Genomic DNA, 21,867 nt, shown 5'->3' on the forward strand with positions numbered 1-21,867 from the left:
TTTCCGGCTCTTTAGTTTACAATTAATTGACAATTATTGTACAGAATAATTTGGAGCTTCATTAGTGATTTGGACATCGTGGGGATGGCTTTCTTTTAGACCAGCACCAGACATTTCAATAAATTGGGCATTATCATGAAGTTCTTGAATATTAGCTGCTCCAACATAGCCCATACCTGAACGGATGCCACCAACCATTTGGAAAACAATGTCCGCGACAGCACCCTTATAAGCAACACGGCCTTCAATACCTTCAGGAACTAATTTATTGGCTTCATTGACAGAGCCTTGGAAGTAACGGTCGCTTGACCCTTTCTTCATGGCTGCAATTGAGCCCATCCCACGGTAAGTCTTAAATTTACGACCTTGGAAGATTTCCGTTTCACCAGGTGCTTCATCTGTACCTGCAAGCATGGATCCAAGCATGACGGCGTGTCCGCCAGCAGCAAGGGCTTTGGCAATGTCACCTGAGTACTTGATCCCCCCATCAGCAATGATTGTTTTACCGTACTCACGAGCTACAGCTGCTGCATCATAAATAGCTGTAATTTGTGGAACACCGACACCTGCAACCACACGCGTCGTACAGATAGAACCTGGTCCAATACCAACTTTTACGACATCGACGCCTGCATCGTACAGGGCACGAGCACCCTCGCCTGTTGCCACATTACCAGCAATCAAGGTTTTATCTGGGAAAGTGGCACGAATTTCAGCAATTTTACGAAGAACACCAGCTGAATGCCCGTGGGCAGTATCAATAACAATAGCATCAGCACCTGCATCAAATAAAGCTTGCGCCCGCTCAAAGGTGTCTGAAGTTACCCCAACCGCACCAGCTACTAAGAGACGACCAAACTCATCTTTAGCAGCATTAGGGAATTCAATGACTTTTTCAATATCTTTGATGGTGATTAGCCCTGCTAAACGGCCAGCATCATCGACTAAAGGTAATTTTTCAATGCGGTGTTCATGAAGAATTTTTTCTGCTGTTTCTAAATCCGTCCCAATTGGCGCTGTAATCAGATTTTCCTTGGTCATGTTGGCCGAAATCGGTTGAGAATAATCTGAGATAAATCGCATGTCACGGTTAGTAATGATACCAATTAATTTACGATTTTCTAAGGTTTCAACAATGGGAACACCTGAGATACGATAAGTCGCCATCAAGTTTTCAGCTTCTTCAACAGGAGCATCTGGCGTTAAGAAGAAAGGATCAATGATTACCCCATTTTCAGAACGTTTTACCTTGCGGACTTCAGCAGCTTGAGCCTCAATTGACATATTTTTGTGAATGATTCCAAGCCCACCAGCACGGGCCATGGCAATGGCCATTTGGCTTTCAGTCACTGTATCCATAGCTGCAGATAAAATAGGAATATTCAGTGTCAAGTTAGGAGCAAGTTGTGTTTTCAAATCAATCTCATTAGGTAAGACGTGACTTTCAGCTGGAATCAGCAAGACATCATCAAAGGTGAACCCTTTTTTCAAGAACTTTGTATCCCAATTTGACATTTTGATAGACCTCTTTTCTATGATCCCTCTTAGGGGAAATTTTAATTGATAATATCATAACACTCTCATTTATTTTGTCAACCCAAAAGACAGAAAAAGACCTGATTTCTCAAGTCTTATTCGTTTTTTACTTAAAATAGTTAATGCCCATAGCATCCTTAACTTCATCAAGCGTTTTAGCTGCTACAGTACGGGCTTTCTCGCTTCCTTTAGCTAGCATATTGTAAACTTCACCCATGTCTTTAGCGAATTCTAACCGTCGTTCTCGAATCGGAGCCAGTTCTCTATCTAAAATGTCTAAGAGATAGCGTTTGGTTTTAACATCCCCGAGACCACCGCGTTGGTAATGCTCCTTCATCTCAGCAATGGTCACCTGATCTTCTTTACGGCCGAAAACATCTAAATAATGGAAAACCATATTGCCCTCAATCTTACCAGGATCTTCCACACGAATATGGTCAGGGTCAGTATACATGGACATGACTTTCTTTTGCACCGTGTCAAAATCATCCGCCAAGTAAATCCCGTTCCCCAGTGATTTTGACATTTTGGCATTGCCGTCAAGTCCAGGTAGACGACCAGCTGCTTCATTTTCTGGGAAGATACCTTCTGGTTCTACCAAGACATCGGCCTGATAGGTATGGTTAAAGGAACGCACAATTTCACGGGTTTGCTCAATCATCGGTTTTTGGTCAGTTCCAACGGGGACAAAATTAGCCTTGAAGGCCGTAATATCAGCCGCCTGAGAAATAGGGTAAACCAAGAAACCAGCTGGAATAGATTCGCCAAATCCCTTTTGCGCAATTTCTGTTTTAACCGTAGGATTGCGCTCCAAGCGAGCTAGCGAAACTAGGTTCATATAATACATAGTCAATTCAGCTAATTCTGGAATCTGACTCTGGATAAAGAGGGTTACCTGCTCAGGATTTAGACCTGCTGCCAGATAATCAAGAGCAACCTCACCGACAGATTCACGAACTTTTTCTGGATTTTTGGCATTGTCGGTTAAAGCCTGCTGATCTGCCATAAAGATAAACATATCGTGTTTGCCTTCATTTTGCAAAAGAACACGATTCCGTAAACTTCCCACATAGTGTCCAATGTGCAGTTTACCAGTTGGCCGATCCCCTGTTAAAATAATAGGTTTACTCATTAAAACTCTCCTCTAAAATCAATTACCCACATTATACCATTTTTCAAGCCAGTTATGAAAAGCTTGTTAGGATTATTTGAAAAAATCAACTTTTTCCTGTAGAATGAAGAGACTACAATATTTAGGAGAATCACTTTGTTAACAGTTTCAGATGTATCATTACGTTTTAGCGATCGTAAACTTTTCGATGATGTCAACATCAAGTTTACAGCTGGAAATACTTATGGTTTGATTGGTGCTAATGGTGCCGGAAAATCAACCTTTTTAAAAATCTTGGCAGGAGACATTGAACCGACTACGGGACATATCTCTCTTGGTCCAGATGAGCGCTTGTCAGTCCTTCGTCAGAACCACTTCGACTACGAAGATGAACGTGTCATCGACGTTGTCATCATGGGTAATGACCAGCTTTACACGGTCATGAAAGAAAAAGACGCCATCTACATGAAGGAAGACTTCTCAGATGAAGATGGGGTCCGCGCTGCTGAACTTGAAGGAACCTTTGCCGAGTTAGGTGGTTGGGAAGCTGAATCAGAAGCCTCTCAGCTCCTTCAAAACCTCAACATCCCAGAAGCAGCACACTACCAAAATATGAGTGAGTTGACCAATGGAGAAAAAGTTAAAGTCCTCCTTGCCAAAGCCCTCTTTGGTCAACCAGATGTTCTTTTACTTGACGAGCCGACCAACGGTCTTGATATCCAGTCTATCTCTTGGTTAGAAGATTTCCTCATTGACTTTGAAAATACAGTAATCGTGGTATCTCATGACCGTCACTTTTTAAACAAAGTTTGTACCCACATGGCTGATCTTGATTTTGGTAAAATCAAACTCTTCGTTGGTAACTATGACTTCTGGAAAGAATCCTCTGAGTTGGCAGCACGTTTACAGGCTGACCGCAATGCTAAAGCTGAAGAAAAAATTAAGCAACTCCAAGAGTTTGTTGCCAGATTCTCAGCCAATGCCTCAAAATCTAAACAAGCAACTTCTCGTAAAAAGATGCTTGACAAGATTGAACTGGAAGAGATTGTTCCGTCTAGTCGGAAATACCCATTTATCAACTTTACAGCAGAACGTGAAATCGGTAATGACCTCTTAACCGTTGAAAATCTTTCTGTTACCATTGACGGTGAGAAAGTTATCGACAATATCAGCTTTATTCTCCGTCCAGGTGATAAGACAGCGTTTATCGGTCAAAACGATATTCAAACAACTGCTCTCATTCGTGCCCTTGTTGGTGATATCGACTATGAAGGTACCGTTAAATGGGGGGTAACCACCTCTCAATCCTATCTACCAAAGGATAATAGTAAGGACTTTGCTGGTAGTGAGTCCATTCTTGACTGGCTCCATCAATTTGCCAGCAAGGGTGAAGATGATAACACCTTCCTTCGTGGCTTCCTTGGGCGCATGCTCTTCTCAGGCGAAGAAGTTAACAAGTCTGTCAACGTCTTGTCAGGGGGTGAAAAAGTGCGCGTGATGTTATCAAAACTCATGCTTCTTAAATCAAACGTCCTTATCTTAGATGACCCGACCAATCACTTGGACTTGGAATCCATCTCAAGTCTTAATGATGGTCTCAAAGCCTTTAAAGAATCGATTATCTTTGCCAGTCATGACCATGAGTTCATTCAAACCTTGGCAAATCATATCGTTGTTATTTCTAAAAATGGCGTCATTGACCGTATCGATGAAACCTATGATGAATTCCTAGAAAATGAGGAAGTTCAAGCTAAGGTTCAAGCATTATGGCGTCAATAATGCTCTAAATTAAATGAAGGGGTTGGATTATGCCAGCCTTTTTCGCATTTTTTCCCTTTTTCTGATACAATATCACTATGAAAAGAAGCCTAAAAAGACAACAAAATCATCAAAAAGCAATCTTCACCAGTGCGATAGCTTTTTTGATTCCTTTTGTAGTCAGTATCATTATCCTAGCCTTAAAGGGAATTTACCCAGGCAGTGACCGCACTATTTTAGCCAGTGACGGTTTTCATCAGTATGCTATTTTTCATACAGTTTTACGTAATATCCTCCATGGAGAGGGCTGTCTCTTTTATACCTTTACAAGTGGTCTGGGCTTAAATTTTTATGCTTTAATCAGTTATTATTTGGGCAGTTTCTTATCTCCTCTAGCTTATTTCTTTACCTTGGAGACTATGCCTGATGCGCTCTATTTAATGACTGTTCTGAAGTTTGGCTTGATAGGATTATCAACTAACTTAAGTTTACAGAATGTTTACCGTAAACTTGACAAGCGATATACTATTTTACTGTCAACATCATTTGCCCTCATGAGTTTTTCAACCTCTCAACTAGAGATTATCATGTGGCTAGATGTTTTTATTATAGTCCCCTTAATTATGTGGGGATTGGACAGATTGCTAAAAAAAGAGGGACGATTACTTTACTATATATCCTTGACAGCACTCTTTATCCAAAATTATTATTTTGGTTTTATGATGGCTATCTTTTTAATCCTTTGGTATCTGGTTCAATTGAGCTGGGACTTTAAAACAAGAATCAGCTCTTTTCTTGACTTTACAGTTGTGTCAATGTTAGCTGGATTGACTAGTTTGATTATGATTCTACCAGCCATTTTCGACCTCAAAACGCATGGTGAAACACTGTCAACCATCAGTCAACTAAAAACAGACAGCTCCTGGTGGTTTGATATTTTTGCTAAAAATGTAATTGGTAGTTACGATACCACTAAATTTGGCTCAATCCCCACTCTATATGCAGGATTGATTCCCTTGTTATTTGCCTTGACATTCTTCTTTATTCGGTCTATCAAATGGTCTGTCAAATTAAGCTATGTCATTTTAATCGGATTCCTTATTGCTAGTTTTTACCTTGAGCCTCTAGATTTATTTTGGCAAGGCATGCATGCTCCAAATATGTTTTTGCATCGCTATGCATGGCTCTGGTCTCTCTTAATGATCTGGATGGCTGCTGAAACATTTCTACGTTTACAGGAGTTGACAACCTTTACAGCTTTAATTCCATACATGCTCCTCAGTTCTGGCTTTATATTGACCTATCTCTACAGAGAAGAATATGATTTTTTAGAGCCCATTCATTTTCTTTTGACCCTTGAATTTTTAATCGTCTACCTTTTTCTAGTTCTTTTTAGAAAAAAGATAGCTCAGAAACAACTGCTCCTCAGTCTTCTCTTTTTCAGTCTCTTTGAAATTTCTTTAAATGCCTATTATCAGGTTTCTGGTCTAGAAGAAGAGTGGCACTTTCCTAGCCGAGAAAACTACAGCCAAAACATGACAGATATTGTCAATCTAGTTGACAGCACAAAAGAACGTCACTCTGATTTTTTCCGTACAGAGCGCTGGTTACCTCAAACAGGTAATGATAGTATGAAATATGATTATAATGGGATTTCACAATTTTCTTCTATTCGTAATCGGTCTTCTAGTCAATTACTAGATCAATTAGGGTTTAAATCATCTGGAACAAACCTCAATCTTCGCTATCAAAACAATACCCTACTCATGGATCTTTTGTTTGGAATAAAATACAATCTAGCTGAGGATATGCCAAGTAAATATGGTTTCTACCCGCTCGAAACCACAAATTCAGTTAACCTCTATGAATCTGAAAACAGTGCTTCCCTGGCTATCTTATCCTCAACACTGTATCAAGATATTCCTCTCAATCATTCTCATCTTGACAATCAAACAAATCTTGTCAACACCTTAATTGGTCAAGATTTAACCTATTTTTATGAATTAGAAGTCATCAATAAAAGCAATGATTTAAATAGTACTTCAATGATAGGAAAAGATCCTTCTTACCAACAGTCTGACAATGCCAGTGCTTATTTTGAGGTCGTAACTGATAGAGATAGTCAATTGTATCTAAATCTTGAAGGACTGTCCTTAACCAATGATGACTATGATGCTGTTGACATTATTGTCAACGGAAAACGGTTTGAATACACAATAGGCAATGCTTACCCTCTGTTTAATCTGGGATTTTTCACGGCAAATCAAAGATTAGAAGTCAGAATCCTCTTTCCAAATCAAGATACTGTCAACTATGACCATTTTCGAGTTGTTGGCCTCTCTATTGAGGCCTTTCAAAAGGCCAGTGATGCAGTCAACCATCAGTCAACCGAAACACAGGTCTCTAAAAATGTCGTTGAAACGCACTACGAGACGTCAAACGAGACATCACTCCTTTATACCATCCCCTATGATGAAGGATGGACGGCAACTATTAATGGTCAAAAAACTGCAGTAGAGCCTTTTCAAGAAGGCTTATTAAAAGTTAATGTCCCAAAAGGACAAGGACAAGTTGTCTTAACCTTTGTTCCAAAAGGATTAAAAGAAGGAATTTTAGCATTTCTAATAGGAATTATAGGCTTTGCTTTTTATGAGTATAGATTGAAACGGTTTTAAATGACCGATAAACTGAAAAATAAAATCAAATGAAAGGCAGTTAAGGGTTTTAATACACTGAAAATTTTCACATCAAATTTAGATTACTGAACTTGAGACACTTTTGTCCAAGTTCATTTTTTGTTTATGAGTTCAAGAGAATTGGCCTTATTAAGATATAAAACGCATTGACCTTGGAGTTTTTATCCTTATCTTTGCACAGGATATTAGATGTAAATCTCTGCTGAGTGGGTTCTCTTTAGTGATAAATTAGCATGTTAAAGTCCTAGTGGAAGAAGACACAACCCAAGTCTAAGACATTTCCATTTCTTTAATAAATTGAAATCAAAAAAGAGAACTGATATAGTTCTCTCCAGATATATAGTTTATCAACTCAATTCAGCTGATAAAAAAATTTAGTACTCCGCCAACAGGGCTCGAACCTGTGACATCATGATTAACAGTCATGCGCTCTACCAACTGAGCTATGGCGGAATAATCTGATTAGTATAGTCCGTACGGGATTCGAACCCGTGTTACCGCCGTGAAAAGGCGGTGTCTTAACCCCTTGACCAACGGACCATTATAGAGGTGTCTTTACAAGACAAAAACTATTATAGCTTAGATATGAATAGGTGTCAATACTTTTGGCTTCTTTTTTTAATAATTTTTCAACAGTTAATTCAGCACAGTTATTCATTTGAGTTTGCTACCTTTGAAAAGAGCAATCAAAGAAAATAACAATTATCTTGACAGTTTCGCCTATTTTTTGATACACTTGATGAAGTTATTAGAGGTCTCATAGCTCAGCTGGATAGAGCATTCGCCTTCTAAGCGAACGGTCGCAGGTTCGAATCCTGCTGGGATCAAAACAAAAAACACAGATTATAGGGTCTGTGTTTTTTCATTTATCAACCAATAATTCAACAAGATAACTGGAAGGAGAGCAAATGCTAAGGCAGTTTCTCCAAACTGTTGGGTCAGATAGCTAGACGTGATGATACCGATAACAAAGCTAAACATCACACTGTAAATCAATAGTGCCTCATGCCGAAGCCTAGGATTTCCTTCCATAATTCCCCTACCCATGAGATGAGCTGCATTTTTAATATTACCAGTCATCATAACATTTCCATAGGGAGCACCTCGTAGACGTTTAAAAGTATCCACTTGAATAGAAGCGAATAAACTGAGACCTGTAATAGTCATAACGGGAGGCAAATGATGGGCAAAAAGAACAGTCAAAGTTAGGATGGCAAGCATCATCTTGCTGCTAAAGGCGTGCCATCTAAAGGGAGAGGCCATAATTTTTTGACGGATGGCATAGTTTAACCACTGTCCTAAGCTAAAAACAAGAAGAGGGATAGCATAGTCTATAACACGCGCCCAATGTTGCTCGGCTACTGCCAAGGCAAAATAGATAAGATTTCCTGTCTGTACTGCAGCAAAGCGTTTTCCTTGTGTGTGAAAGGTAAAGGCATCAATATAACCACTCACAAATGTTAATAAGGCAGCAACCCTTAGTCCCTCATATAATCGATAAGATTTTTTTGTCATAGTGTTTCCCGTGAAACTTTTTTATTCCATTCTATCATATTTTTCTTTTTCCGAAAATATGGACTTGTGTTACAATGAAGCTATGAAAATCAAAGTTATAACTGTCGGAAAATTAAAAGAAAAATACCTCAAAGATGGCATAGCGGAATACAGTAAACGTCTCAGTCGCTTTTGTAAACTAGAATTATTGGAATGTCCAGATGAAAAAACACCTGATCGGGCCAGTCCTGCTGAAAATCAACAAATTCTCACTAAAGAAGGACAACGTATTTTAAGTAAAATTGACGAGCGTGATTTTGTCATTGCCTTGGCAATTGAAGGCAAACAATTCCCTTCAGAAGCGTTTAGTCAGCTTATTGATGACAAAACGAGTCAAGGATTTTCAACCATAACCTTTGTCATAGGAGGCAGTCTTGGTCTTGCTCCTGACGTGAAAACAAGAGCTAATCTTTTGATGAGTTTTGGGCAGTTAACACTTCCCCATCAATTAATGAAACTCGTTCTAATAGAACAAATTTACAGGGCCTTCATGATTCAACAAGGAAGTCCTTATCATAAATAAGATTTAAGATTTCCTTAAGCCATAAGCTATATAATTTCCACAAAAATTTGAAAAGAGTGAAAAAGGAGTTAAACATATGAAACATGGTCTGAAAAAGTTGCTTAACCTCATCTTAGTTTTAGTTGTAGGTTTCCTAGGTGGTATCTTAGGGGTTATCACCATGCAAAATTATGGATCCTCTTCTACAGCCAATAATACAACCACAACGACCTCAAGCACATCATCAAATACGTCAACAAGTAAGACCACCTATAATAACACGACCTCTGTTTCAGAAGCTGTTACTAAGGTACAAGATGCAGTCGTATCAGTCCTCAATTACCAAACCTCCAGTTCTGTGAATTCTGACAATCCTTATAGCATTTTTGGCAACAACACTTCTAGTGGGGAACTGGCCTTAACAGGAGAAGGGTCAGGCGTTATTTATAAAAAAGAAGGCGATGTTGCCTATTTGGTTACTAATACCCACGTTGTAACCGGAGCAGAAGAAATTGAAATAAAATTAGCAGATGGCAATACAGTTGAAGGAACATTGGTTGGTTCTGATACTTATTCGGATATCTCTGTTATTAAAATTGATGCAGCTGCAGTCACTACAGTTGCCGAATTTGGTGATTCTGACAGTGTCAATGTTGGTGAAGTTGCTATCGCTATTGGTAGTCCTTTGGGAGCTGCTTACGCTAACTCTGTAACTCAAGGGATTATTTCAAGTCTCAGTCGGACTGTTACCTCAAAGGCTGAAGATGGCCAAACGATCTCTACTAATGCTATCCAAACCGATGCAGCCATTAATCCTGGGAACTCTGGTGGCCCACTCATCAATATTCAAGGGCAGGTCATTGGGATCACATCTAGTAAAATCACTTCAAGTTCTGCTTCCCTATCTTCAAGTGTCTCCGTTGAAGGAATGGGCTTTGCCATCCCATCCAATGATGCTGTTGCTATTATCAATCAACTTGAGAAAAATGGGACAGTTGAACGTCCAGCTCTAGGTATTCAAATGACTAACTTGAGCAGACTTTCTGCAACTGACCTTTCACGTATAAATGTTCCAAAAGACTTGACAGCTGGAATTGTTGTCATTTCAGTCCAATCTGGACTTTCCGCAGATGGCAACCTTGAGAAATATGACATTATCACCAAAATTGACGACAAAGCGATTGAATCTAGTAGCGATTTACAGAGTGCGCTTTATTCAAAAAATATTGGCGATACGGTTACTGTCACTTTCTACCGCGATGGTAAGGAACAAACTGCTGACATTCAGCTAAAAAGTTCAACAGAAGATTTACAATAGTGTCAACTTCATCTCCCAATGCTATTTAAAATCATTGGGAGATTTACTTTGCACTTAAAATATATTATGATAGAGCTATGAATGAAACATTTACTACCTTAAAGATTAAAGAAATTCAAACCAACCCCTATCAACCCAGGCAACAATTTGAACCTGAAAAATTAGAAGAGTTAGCCCAATCTATTCGTGAAAATGGGATTATACAACCCTTAATCGTCCGAAAATCACCAATTGTAGGCTATGAACTACTGGCTGGCGAGCGCCGATTAAGAGCTAGTCAACTAGCTGGTCTTGAAACGGTACCAGCCGTTATTAAAGAACTTTCTGACCATGAGATGATGACCCAAGCCATCATTGAAAACTTGCAACGCCATAATCTTAATCCTCTTGAAGAAGCACGCGCCTATCAGAGACTGATTGATAAAGGAAATACTCATGAGCTGATTGCCAAAACTATGGGAAAATCACGCCCTTACATCAGCAATAGTGTCCGTCTTCTTAACCTCTCTGATAAGGTTTTAGCAGCCCTTGAAGAAGAACTAATTTCACAAGCGCATGCACGAACACTCCTGTCCTTAGACAGTTTCCAGAGTCAAGAAGAGTGGCTAGATAAGATTATTGATCAATCTATCAGTGTTCGCCAACTCGAACAACTTCTTCAGCCTAAAACAGCTAAAAAACATAAACCTAAAAAAAATTTATTTGCTCAAAAATCAGCTGAAAAACTCAGTCAACAATTGGGAACAAAAGTTTCCATTTCTGAAAATGGAAAAGGACAAGGTCACATTACCATTTCCTTTACCTCTCTTGAAGAATTTGAAAGAATTGTCCACATACTTGATTAGAGATTGTGACTGAAATAAATTTTTTACCAGTATTATCCACATTAAAAAAGAGAAAATAAGTCAAAATCAAAGGGTTTTCCACACTTATTCACAGTATGTGGAAAACTCTTTTCCATATTGTGGATTTTTATCAACAACTTGTGGAAAACTCTTTAAAAGTGTGGTAAAATAAGTCAGTACAAAATAATAGTAAGGAGGAAAAAATGTCTTTAGAAGATCGATTTTGGCAACGCGTTCAAGAATTAGCCCAAACACTGTTAAAACAGGCTACGTATGATTACTATGTGTCGCAAGCTAAACTCTTAAGTGTTGTCAATAAAACAGCCACTATCCAACTGGATTTGCCTCTTAAACAATTATTTTGGGACACCACTTTACAATCTGCTATTATACAAGCTGGTTTTGAAATTTTTGAAGTTGAAATGAAGGTTGCTTACGTTTTTTCAGATGCAAATTCTCCATCATTATTGGAAAAAACAGCTACAGATTCCAAGATCAATAATGCATCTCAACAAGCTACTATAAACGAAAATCCAGTCCAGGAATATGTTCAGGAAAATCCTGGTATCAATTCTAAATACACTTTTGATAATTTTGTTCAAGGAGAAGGCAATCGTTGGGCTTTTGCTGCTGCATCAGCTGTTTCAGAATCTCCTGGAACAGCCTATAACCCTCTCTTCATCTGGGGCGGGTCAGGGCTTGGTAAAACCCACCTTCTCAATGCTATTGGCAATAAAGTTCTTTCAGAAAATCCGAGAGCTCGTGTCAAATACATCACAACCGATAATTTTATCAATGAATACATTTCCCATATTCGCCTTAATACCATGGATGAACTGAAGGAAAAGTTTCGTAATTTAGATGTCTTGCTCATTGATGATATTCAATCACTGGCTCAAAAAAAATCCACCCAGGAAGAATTTTTTAATACCTTTAATGCGCTTTACGATAATAAAAAACAAATTGTTTTAACAAGTGATCGTACACCTAGCCAGCTGGATGGTTTAGAGGAACGTCTGGTAACGCGCTTTAATTGGGGCTTACCTGTTGATATTACACCACCAGATTTTGAAACACGTGTCGCTATTTTAAATCAAAAAATTCAGGAATATAGCCATCTTACCTTTAAACAAGAAGCTATTGAATACTTAGCCAATCATTTTAATTCAAATGTCCGTGAACTTGAAGGTGCTTTAAAAAATATCAGTCTAGTAGCCAATGTGAAACAAGTCGATACCATTACAGTTGACTTGGCTGTGGAAGCTCTCAGATCACGAACACATGCACCAACGACAATAAGTGTTATTCCTATTGACAAAATTCAACATGAGGTTGGTCAATTTTACGGTGTTAGTGTCAAAGAAATAAAAGGAACCAAGCGGGTGCAAAACATTGTTCAAGCCCGCCAAGTGGCCATGTATTTAGCGCGTGAACTGACCGATAATTCTCTTCCAAAAATTGGTAAAGAATTTGGCAATCGTGATCATTCCACTGTTCTTCATGCCTATAATAAAATAAAGGCTGCTCTAGCAAAAGATGATAATTTAATGCTTGAACTTCAGACTATTCGAGGAAAAATTAGATAATAGAAACCTGTGCGTAACTTCCAAACTTATCCACAGGTTTTAAACAATGATTCTCCCCGTTTTCCATCACTGCTTGAGTCATTTTCCACTGTTTCCACATATCCTACTACTTCTACTTAACTTAATTATATATAACTAAATAAAAAGGAGTTATGATGATTCATTTTTCTATCAATAAACCATTTTTCTTACAAGCTCTTAATACGACTAAACGCGCTATTAGCCATAAAAATGCCATTCCTGTTTTATCGACAGTCAAAATTGATGTCACAACAGAAGGAATTACTTTAACAGGTTCAAACGGCCAAATTTCTATTGAAAACTTTATTTCAACCAAGGAAGAAAATGCAGGTCTTTTGGTAACTTCCCCAGGTGCTATTTTGCTTGAAGCGACCTTCTTTATCAATGTTGTGTCTAGCCTTCCAGATGTAACCCTTGATTTTAAAGAAATTGAGAAAAATCAAATTATCTTAACCAGTGGCAAGTCTGAAATCACTCTTAAAGGGAAAGATGCAGAACAATACCCACGTCTTCAAGATATGCAAACGGAAAATCCATTAGTCCTTGAAACCAAAGTTTTAAAAGACGTCATTAATGAAACGGCCTTTGCAGCTAGCTTGCAAGAAAGTCGCCCTATCTTGACAGGAGTGCATTTGGTTCTTTCAGATCATCAGTCCCTTAAAACGGTTGCTACTGACTCGCACCGCCTCAGCCAGCGTAAATTATCACTTGAAAAAGCCTCTGATAATTTTGATGTGGTCATTCCAAGCCGTTCACTCAGAGAATTCTCAGCCGTTTTCACGGACGATATTGAAACAGTCGAGATTTTCTTTGCCAATAACCAAATTCTCTTTAGAAGTGAAAATATTAGCTTCTATACGCGTTTGTTAGAAGGGAGTTATCCTGATACAGACCGACTTATTCCATCAGAATTCAATACAGTAGTAAGTTTTAATCGTGATCAACTACGTTCTGCTATGGAACGTGCTCGCATCCTATCCAATGCAACACAAAATGGTACGGTTAAGTTAGAAGTAGCTAATGGGGGCGTCAGTGCACATGTTAACTCACCAGAAGTAGGACAGGTTCATGAAGAATTAGACAGCCTTTCAGTGACGGGTGAGGATTTGACCATCAGCTTTAACCCAACTTATTTGATTGATGCCTTAAAGGCCATTGATAGTGAGCAGGTGACTATTTCCTTTATTTCAGCTGTGCGTCCATTTACGCTTGTTCCTGCAGATGATCAAGATGAATTTATCCAATTGATCACACCAGTACGCACAAACTAAAACGTTTAAACTCCTCCGGGAGTTTTTTTGAAAGGAGAGATTATGTACGCTTTAGGAAGTCTTGTAGAAATGAAAAAGCCCCATGCTTGTACCATCAAGGGAACAGGCAAAAAGGCCAATTGTTGGGAAATTACTCGATTAGGGGCAGATATCAAAATCAAATGCACTAACTGTGACCATGTGGTCATGATGAGCCGTCATGCTTTTGAGAAGAAGATGAAGACAGTGATAAAGGCCTAGGATTTACTTAGGCCTGATATATTGTTACTTGAGTTCTTGGAATTGAGCGTCATTAATCTCAGTGTATCCTTCTGTTTTTAATAATTCTGCTGTTTTTTGATAGCTGATGTAATCAACTTTTTCAGCTTCGTCTTCAGTCATATTGAGAATTGATGCAATTTCAGTAAGGTTTGCTTTTGAATAATCGATAGAAACATGTTCAACCATACGATCATCTAAAAATTCTGCAGAGTGGGTAACTCCTACAATATTTTGATAATTTTTCATATCTTCTTGGAAAAAATTTTCAACCTCTTCTTTGTTTTCAAGCCCTAAGTAAGAGTAGTAGATGGTATTATCAGTGGATTGATGTGTAATGCGATCGCCTTGATAGTCTATGCTGATACGAGAATCAAATCCTGAAGCATCAAAGAGTTGTAAGTTAGCAGATTGAGGCTCTTTATTAAAACCACAAGCTGATAAAAAAATAAGTGCTAGGATAGTTAATATTGGCAATACAATTTTTTTATAAAATGTCATAAAAATCTCCTTTTGAAATACTGGTATTATTATAGCATGTAAACATTACTGAAAATACAATGAATGAAGAAATGATACTAAAATGATAAATTGTCATTGTTCTATAGTATAAAAAATAAAATTGAAATAACAAGGAAATAGGTAAGGTAGATATGACAGGAACATTCTTAAATGCCCTTGGTGTTGTCTTAGGAGGTGGTTTAGGGCTCCTTCTGGGAAAAGGGTTAAAACCAGACACCCAAACCTCTCTGATGACCATGACAGGGGTCTCTGTCCTCTTTTTAGGCATTGGTGGAGCCATGGTTGAACTGTTAACCTTATCAGAGATAGGTCTTGCAACGCAAGGGGGCATGATGCTGATTGTCAGTATCATGCTGGGAACCTTGATTGGGGAGTTACTCAATATCGAAGGGGCCTTTGAGCACTTGGGAAACTGGTTGAAAACCATCAGCCAAAATGACCAGGATAGTCAATTCATCGATGCCTTTTTAACCACTTCCTTGACCATTTGCATCGGGGCCATGGCTATCGTTGGCGCCATTACAGAAGGGTTAACAGGAGATTTCAGTATCCTAGCAGCTAAGGCTATTTTAGACTTTATGATTGTCCTTTTGGTGACGACGACTAAGGGCAAGGGAAGCTTGTTTTCGGTGGTACCTTTAGTTCTGTTACAAGGCAGTATGACCTTACTTGCAGGGGTTATCTCGCCCTTAATGACGGACCAGGCCTTATCCAATCTATCCTTGGTGGGTAATGTCCTTATTTTTTGTGTCGGCCTCAATCTGGTCTTTGACAAGGGGATAAAGGTGGCTAATAGCCTGCCAGCTATTTTGATTGCAGTAGCCTATGCTTTTTTGCCGTTTTAAAACTATAAAACTTGTCATTAGACAAGTTTTCAGATTGAAGACAAAGTCTCTTTTGAAACTTTCCTTAGGTGATAACGGACGGTAGCGACTCCCTTCGGGATTCCAAACCTAAGTTTTGAGCCAAAAGTCTTAAAACTTCCGAGTGCCTGAAACTATTGCGTTTCAGGCACTTTTATCACAGCGGAAAGTTTCGATAATTGCTCGCTTAGCTCGCAAAAATCAACTCTTTAAATCCTTGGTAGAACTTCGTAATGTCCTGTTGACAGAAAACTAGGGTTTGTCTACGTCCTCAAAACTTGTCATTAGACAAGTTTTTTTCATTTTTTTCTGCTATAATAGTCATGATTGAAATTTTGAAAACGGAGATAAGACATGGCTTTAACAGCAGGTATCGTCGGTTTGCCAAACGTTGGTAAATCAACCCTATTTAATGCAATTACCAAGGCAGGAGCAGAAGCTGCCAACTACCCTTTTGCGACCATTGACCCCAACGTTGGCATGGTTGAAGTGCCAGATGAGCGCTTGACCAAGTTGACAGAGTTGATTACCCCTAAAAAGACTGTTCCAACAACCTTTGAATTTACAGATATTGCTGGGATTGTAAAGGGGGCTTCTAAAGGGGAAGGTCTTGGAAACAAGTTCTTGGCTAATATTCGTGAAGTGGATGCCATTGTCCATGTAGTGCGTGCCTTTGATGATGAAAATGTCATGCGGGAGCAAGGCCGTGAGGATGCTTTTGTCGATCCTTTGGCAGACATCGACACCATTAACTTGGAATTGATTTTGGCAGACCTTGATTCGGTCAACAAACGCTATGCGCGTGTTGAAAAAATGGCCCGTACTCAAAAAGACAAAGATTCTGTAGCAGAATTCAATGTCCTTCAAAAAATCAAGCCTGTCCTTGAAGATGGCAAATCAGCTCGTACCATCGACTTTACAGAAGAAGAGCAACGTGTCGTCAAACAACTCTTCCTCTTGACAACAAAGCCAGTCCTTTACGTTGCTAATGTCGATGAAGACAAGGTAGCTGAGCCAGATGGGATTGACTATGTGAAACAAATTCGTGAGTTTGCAGCGACTGAAAACGCAGAAGTTGTGGTTATCTCAGCGCGTGCAGAAGAAGAGATTTCCGAGTTGGAAGAGGATGAAGAACGCCAAGAATTCCTTGAAGCCATCGGTTTGACAGAATCAGGTGTGGATAAATTAACTCGCGCAGCCTATCATTTACTCGGGCTTGGTACTTACTTTACAGCAGGTGAAAAAGAAGTCCGCGCCTGGACCTTTAAGCGGGGAATCAAAGCACCACAAGCGGCAGGAATCATCCACTCAGACTTTGAAAAAGGCTTTATCCGTGCCGTGACTATGTCTTATGATGATTTGATGACCTACGGTTCTGAAAAAGCAGTCAAAGAAGCAGGACGCCTGCGTGAAGAGGGCAAGGAATATATTGTCCAAGATGGCGACATCATGGAGTTCCGTTTTAACGTCTAAACATACAGATAAGCCCACTAGGCTGGAAAGTTTTTCCAGTCCTTTTGGCGTTTAGAAACAAGGAGAAAAGATGACAAAAATGATCGTAGGCCTTGGGAACCCAGGCTCCAAATACCATGAAACCAGACACAATGTCGGCTTTATGCTGGTGGATAAATTGGCCAAAGCAGCCAATGAAACCTTTACAGAAGATAAGGTTTTTAAAGCAGAAATTGCAACGATTCGCCTTAACGGTGAGAAAATCTTTTTGGTCAAGCCAACCACCTTTATGAACAAATCAGGCGAGGCTGTCCATGCTCTTGTCACCTATTTTGGGTTGGATATTGCAGATGTCATCATCGTTTATGATGATTTGGACATGGAAGTTGGAAAGGTCCGCTTCCGTCAAAAGGGATCTGCAGGAGGACACAACGGGATTAAATCCATTATTGCCCATCTTGGCACTCAGGAATTTGACCGGGTTAAGATAGGCATTGGCCGTCCTAAAAATGGTGTGCCTATCCATCACCATGTCCTGACAAGATTTGAAAACGACGATTATATTGCGATTTTAAACGCCCTTGACAGGGTTGACAGTGCTGTCAATTTTTATTTCCAAGAGGGTGATTTTACCAAAATGACACAACGGTACAGTGGCTAGTATGAATGTAAAAGAACTAATCAGTCAAAATAAAACAATTAATAGTTGGCTCAGCCATCTCAACCAAAACCATCGCCAACTGCTCATGGGGCTGTCTGAATCCTCAAAAGCTCTGGTGATGGCAGCTGCCTTAGAAGAGTTTCCAGACCAAAAAATTTTGGTCGTGACAGCTAATAACAACGAAGCTGAAAAACTAGCAGCAGACTTAGAAGGCTTAGTGGGAATCGATCAGGTTTACCATTTCTTTGCAGATGATGCCGCAGTGGCTGAATTTGTCTTTGCCTCTGATGAAAAGGTCCAATCCCGCGTGCGGACCTTGAATTTTTTACAAGACAAGGACCAGTCAGGAATTGTGATCGCAAGCATACAGGCCACACGTTTACTTTTACCCAATCCCAAAGACTACAAGGATCATCTCTTTAACTGGGAGATTGGCGTCGAAGTAGCTCTTGAAAAGCTTTTAAAAGACCTGCACAATATGGGCTACAAAAAAGAAGAGCGGGTATTGACACCTGGTGAATTTAGCCTGCGGGGAGATATCTTAGATATCTATTGTTTTGGGCAAGACCATCCCTATCGCATCGAATTCTTTGGAGATGAGATTGACAGTATTCGTCGTTTTGATACTGTCAACCAAACCTCAATTGATACTTTAGAGTCTGTTAACATTACACCAGCAACAGATATCTTAACTCGTACAGAAGACTATCAACGACTTGTCAATATCTTGTCAAGAGAAATTGACAAGTCTGACAACCCTGTCTTAAAGTCTTATTTAGAAGAAGTCGTGTCTGAAGTGAAGCAGGAAAAACGCCACGAACAGATCCGTCACTTTCTAAGTTACCTCTATGAAAAAGAGTGGACCCTTCTAGATTATTTGCCACCTTCTAGCTCCATCTTCTTTGATGATTTTCACAGGATTCAAGACAGTCATGCTCGGTTTGAACTAGAAATTGCAGACTACTTGACAACTAATTTACAAAATAGTAAAGCACTTCCTGACCAGGTCTATTTTGCTTCCGTTTACTCTCAATTAAGGCAGCACAAACCTGCTAGCTTTTTCTCACCCTTTCAAAAGGGATTAGGGAATTTACAATTTGATCAGCTCCACCAATTTAACCAGCACAAGATGCAGGAGTTTTTTAGTCAAATCCCACTGCTAGCAGATGAATTAAGACGATTTGGCAAATCTGGCTACACGGTATTACTCCAGTCGGAGTCTGACCAAGGTTTACAGAATCTCCAGAAAACTTTACAGGAATACGACATTGACTTGCCAATTGTCCCAGAAGATGCCATTGAAGTCGGAGAGGCTCAGCTGATTTTAGGCCATCTATCTTCTGGTTTTAATTTCATGGATGAAAAGATTGCCCTCATTACCAGCCATGAGATTTTCCATAAGAAAGTCAAAAGACGGACACGCCGAGCCAATATCAGCAATGCAGAAAAGCTTAAGGACTACTCTGAACTGGAAAAAGGGGACTATGTGGTCCACCATGTCCACGGTATCGGAAAGTATTTAGGCATTGAAACCATTGTTGTATCAGGTATCCACAGGGATTACTTGACCATTCAATACCAGAATTCAGATCGGATATCTTTGCCTGTTGACCAGATTGAACTTCTGTCCAAATACGTCGCCAGTGATGGGAAAGAGCCCAAAATTAACAAGCTCAATGATGGGCGTTTCCAAAAGACCAAGTCCAAGGTTCAAAAGCAAGTAGAAGATATTGCAGAGGACTTGATTAAACTCTATGCGGAACGTAGTCAGTTAGAAGGTCATGCTTTCTCAGCAGATGATGCCAATCAAGCCGAATTTGATGAGGCCTTTGCCTATGTTGAAACAGAGGACCAGCTTCAGTCTATCAAAGAAGTAAAAAAAGACATGGAAGCCAAGCAACCCATGGACCGTCTTTTGGTGGGGGATGTTGGATTTGGAAAGACCGAAGTGGCCATGCGGGCAGCCTTTAAGGCTGTCAATGATGGTAAGCAAGTCGCTATCCTTGTCCCCACAACCGTTCTTGCCCAGCAGCACTATACCAACTTTCTGTCTCGTTTTCTGGATTTCCCTGTTAACGTGGATGTTCTCAGTCGTTTTAAAAGCAAGGCAGAGCAAACTAAGACCCTTGAAAAATTGAAAAAAGGGCAGATTGACATCATCATTGGAACCCACCGACTCTTATCTGATGATGTTGTCTTTAATGATTTAGGCTTGATCGTCATTGATGAGGAGCAACGCTTTGGGGTCAAGCACAAGGAAAAACTGAAGACCTTGAAAACCAAGGTGGATGTCCTAACTTTGACAGCGACACCTATTCCTCGGACTTTACACATGTCTATGCTAGGGATTCGGGATCTGTCTGTTATTGAAACGCCACCGACCAACCGTTATCCTGTTCAGACCTACGTCATGGAGACCAATCCAGCGGTCATTCGAGATGCTATTTTACGGGAATTAGACCGTGAGGGGCAGGTGTTTTACCTTTACAACCGAGTTGACACCATCGAACAAAAGGTGACTGAGCTCCAAGAATTGGTCCCAGAAGCCACGATCGGTTTTGTTCATGGTCAGATGAGTGAAGTCATGTTAGAAAATACCCTCCTAGACTTTATCAATGGGGAATACGACGTCCTTGTCACGACGACTATCATTGAAACAGGGGTAGATATTCCAAATGCTAATACCCTCTTTATTGAAAATGCGGACTATATGGGACTGTCAACCTTGTATCAACTTCGTGGCCGTGTAGGACGCAGCAATCGGATTGCCTATGCCTACCTCATGTACCGCCCTGATAAGAGTTTGACCGAGGTGGCAGAGAAGCGTTTAGAGGCTATTAAAGGCTTTACAGAGCTCGGATCTGGGTTCAAGATTGCCATGCGCGACCTCTCTATAAGGGGTGCTGGCAATATCTTGGGGGCTTCCCAGTCTGGCTTTATTGACTCCGTTGGTTTTGAACTTTATAGCCAGTTGCTAGAAGAAGCCATCGCCCAAAAACAAGGAGTCACTAAGGAGCGTCAGCGTTCCAATGCGGAACTCAATCTGCAAATTGATGCTTATCTGCCAAGTGATTACATCAGTGATGAACGCCAAAAAATTGAGATTTACAAACGCATTCGTCAGATGGACAATCGTGACGATTACATGGCTTTACAGGATGAATTGGTTGACCGTTTCGGTGATTATCCTGATGTGGTAGCGTATCTGATTGAAATAGGCCTCCTCAAATCCTTGATGGACCAAGCCTTTGTGGAAGTTGTTGATAATAAAGCTGGTACCATTACCGTGCGCTTTGAGGCCGTAGCCCGCTTGCTTTACTTGACACAGGATTATTTTGAAGCCTTATCTAAGACCAATCTCAAGGCCCGAATTGCTGAGAATGGTGACAAAATGGAAGTCATCTTTGATGCCAGACGCCTCAAAGATTTTGAAATCTTAGAAGAACTGATGCTCTTTGCAGAACAATTATTGGCTATTAAGGGTAGAAAGGCCAGTCAGGAAGGCTGACAAAGAACTGGCTCAATTCGATAGAGACTCTAAAGTCATGCTATTTGGAGTACTTAGTATAGTAATAACAGCTTTTCCCTTACTCTACTTTTTAGACACATTAGGAATTCTGTTGATAGCCCTACAATTTTTCCAACACTTTATGTTTCGTTTAGAATTGAAACATTTAAGAAAAAATACGATTCGCAGACCTATAAAGAAATTCTAGCGATTTCAACAGGAAAGAACTTAAATGATATTGAAAAATATAGAAGAAAAATCGAAATACCCTTATCAAAAAGCTTGGTTTGTTGTGATTTTTAGCCTGCTTTTTGCTATCTTAGTATCTTTGATTGCTTGGATAGCCATACTCTTGTTTCCAACTAGATAAAAAGCGGATGAAAATCCGCTTGAGGACGTAGACAA

16 protein-coding genes and 3 tRNA genes are annotated in these 21,867 nt (G+C 39.7%); 13 read left to right on the forward strand and 6 right to left on the reverse strand.

What is annotated here, in order from left to right; translation table 11 throughout:
* Window positions 1-33: 33 nt before the first annotated feature.
* On the reverse strand, window positions 34-1,515 hold the full coding sequence (gene guaB, locus ACVRYP_RS09105; protein WP_447468406.1) for an IMP dehydrogenase: 1,482 nt from the start codon (window positions 1,513-1,515) through the stop codon (window positions 34-36).
* 127 nt (window positions 1,516-1,642) lie between these two features.
* Entirely contained in the window at window positions 1,643-2,668 is a 1,026-nt protein-coding gene (gene trpS / locus ACVRYP_RS09110) for a tryptophan--tRNA ligase (RefSeq protein WP_447468407.1), read from the reverse strand.
* 135 nt (window positions 2,669-2,803) lie between these two features.
* Between trpS and ACVRYP_RS09115 the strand changes: the two genes are divergently transcribed.
* Together ACVRYP_RS09115 and ACVRYP_RS09120 are read left to right on the forward strand one after the other, a co-directional pair.
* Window positions 2,804-4,426 carry an ABC-F family ATP-binding cassette domain-containing protein gene (locus ACVRYP_RS09115; RefSeq protein ID WP_447468408.1) on the forward strand — a complete coding sequence of 541 codons (1,623 nt, stop codon included), beginning with the start codon at window positions 2,804-2,806 and terminating at the stop codon, window positions 4,424-4,426.
* A gap of 77 nt (window positions 4,427-4,503) precedes the next feature.
* Window positions 4,504-7,080, forward strand: coding sequence for a YfhO family protein (locus ACVRYP_RS09120; protein ID WP_447468409.1), 2,577 nt, complete (start codon window positions 4,504-4,506; stop codon window positions 7,078-7,080).
* Window positions 7,081-7,481: 401 nt separating this feature from the next.
* Here the strand turns inward: ACVRYP_RS09120 and ACVRYP_RS09125 are convergent.
* Window positions 7,482-7,554, reverse strand: a tRNA-Asn gene (locus ACVRYP_RS09125).
* 15 nt (window positions 7,555-7,569) lie between these two features.
* Window positions 7,570-7,641: transfer RNA gene (locus ACVRYP_RS09130), tRNA-Glu, on the reverse strand.
* Window positions 7,642-7,854: 213 nt separating this feature from the next.
* Between ACVRYP_RS09130 and ACVRYP_RS09135 the strand changes: the two genes are divergently transcribed.
* Window positions 7,855-7,928 (forward strand) — tRNA-Arg (locus ACVRYP_RS09135).
* A 16-nt stretch (window positions 7,929-7,944) separates the two neighbouring features.
* Here ACVRYP_RS09135 and ACVRYP_RS09140 read toward each other — a convergent pair.
* Window positions 7,945-8,616 carry a YoaK family protein gene (locus ACVRYP_RS09140; RefSeq protein WP_447468410.1) on the reverse strand — a complete coding sequence of 224 codons (672 nt, stop codon included), beginning with the start codon at window positions 8,614-8,616 and terminating at the stop codon, window positions 7,945-7,947.
* 82 nt (window positions 8,617-8,698) lie between these two features.
* Between ACVRYP_RS09140 and rlmH the strand changes: the two genes are divergently transcribed.
* The 6 genes from rlmH (at window position 8,699) to ACVRYP_RS09170 (ending at window position 14,438) form a co-directional block, all read left to right on the forward strand.
* The gene (gene rlmH / locus ACVRYP_RS09145; protein WP_447468411.1) at window positions 8,699-9,178 is read left to right on the forward strand and encodes a 23S rRNA (pseudouridine(1915)-N(3))-methyltransferase RlmH; all 480 of its coding nucleotides are present in this window, start codon (window positions 8,699-8,701) and stop codon (window positions 9,176-9,178) included.
* A 76-nt stretch (window positions 9,179-9,254) separates the two neighbouring features.
* On the forward strand, window positions 9,255-10,475 hold the full coding sequence (locus tag ACVRYP_RS09150) for a S1C family serine protease (RefSeq protein WP_447468412.1): 1,221 nt from the start codon (window positions 9,255-9,257) through the stop codon (window positions 10,473-10,475).
* A 77-nt stretch (window positions 10,476-10,552) separates the two neighbouring features.
* A complete protein-coding gene (locus tag ACVRYP_RS09155) occupies window positions 10,553-11,320 on the forward strand; it encodes a ParB/RepB/Spo0J family partition protein (protein ID WP_447468413.1) in 768 nt (255 codons plus the stop codon).
* Window positions 11,321-11,523: 203 nt separating this feature from the next.
* On the forward strand, window positions 11,524-12,906 hold the full coding sequence (dnaA, locus tag ACVRYP_RS09160; RefSeq protein ID WP_447468414.1) for a chromosomal replication initiator protein DnaA: 1,383 nt from the start codon (window positions 11,524-11,526) through the stop codon (window positions 12,904-12,906).
* A gap of 155 nt (window positions 12,907-13,061) precedes the next feature.
* Complete coding sequence (dnaN, locus tag ACVRYP_RS09165; protein WP_447468415.1) at window positions 13,062-14,198, forward strand: DNA polymerase III subunit beta; 1,137 nt, start codon at window positions 13,062-13,064, stop codon at window positions 14,196-14,198.
* Between the two features lie 42 nt (window positions 14,199-14,240).
* The gene (locus tag ACVRYP_RS09170; RefSeq protein WP_447468416.1) at window positions 14,241-14,438 is read left to right on the forward strand and encodes a DUF951 domain-containing protein; all 198 of its coding nucleotides are present in this window, start codon (window positions 14,241-14,243) and stop codon (window positions 14,436-14,438) included.
* 24 nt (window positions 14,439-14,462) lie between these two features.
* Here the strand turns inward: ACVRYP_RS09170 and ACVRYP_RS09175 are convergent, their stop codons facing one another.
* The gene (locus tag ACVRYP_RS09175; RefSeq protein ID WP_447468417.1) at window positions 14,463-14,957 is read right to left on the reverse strand and encodes a DUF1307 domain-containing protein; all 495 of its coding nucleotides are present in this window, start codon (window positions 14,955-14,957) and stop codon (window positions 14,463-14,465) included.
* Between the two features lie 152 nt (window positions 14,958-15,109).
* Here ACVRYP_RS09175 and ACVRYP_RS09180 point away from each other — a divergent pair, with 152 nt between their 5' ends.
* From ACVRYP_RS09180 to mfd, 4 genes are all read left to right on the forward strand, one after another.
* Complete coding sequence (locus tag ACVRYP_RS09180; RefSeq protein ID WP_447468418.1) at window positions 15,110-15,823, forward strand: DUF554 domain-containing protein; 714 nt, start codon at window positions 15,110-15,112, stop codon at window positions 15,821-15,823.
* A 372-nt stretch (window positions 15,824-16,195) separates the two neighbouring features.
* Complete coding sequence (gene ychF / locus ACVRYP_RS09185) at window positions 16,196-17,314, forward strand: redox-regulated ATPase YchF (RefSeq protein WP_447468419.1); 1,119 nt, start codon at window positions 16,196-16,198, stop codon at window positions 17,312-17,314.
* Window positions 17,315-17,384: 70 nt separating this feature from the next.
* Window positions 17,385-17,954, forward strand: a complete 570-nt coding sequence (gene pth / locus ACVRYP_RS09190; protein ID WP_447468420.1) for an aminoacyl-tRNA hydrolase — start codon at window positions 17,385-17,387, stop codon at window positions 17,952-17,954.
* A gap of 1 nt (window position 17,955) precedes the next feature.
* Window positions 17,956-21,462, forward strand: coding sequence for a transcription-repair coupling factor (gene mfd / locus ACVRYP_RS09195; protein ID WP_447468421.1), 3,507 nt, complete (start codon window positions 17,956-17,958; stop codon window positions 21,460-21,462).
* Window positions 21,463-21,867 lie beyond the last annotated feature (405 nt).

The organism is Streptococcus rifensis, from assembly GCF_053203525.1.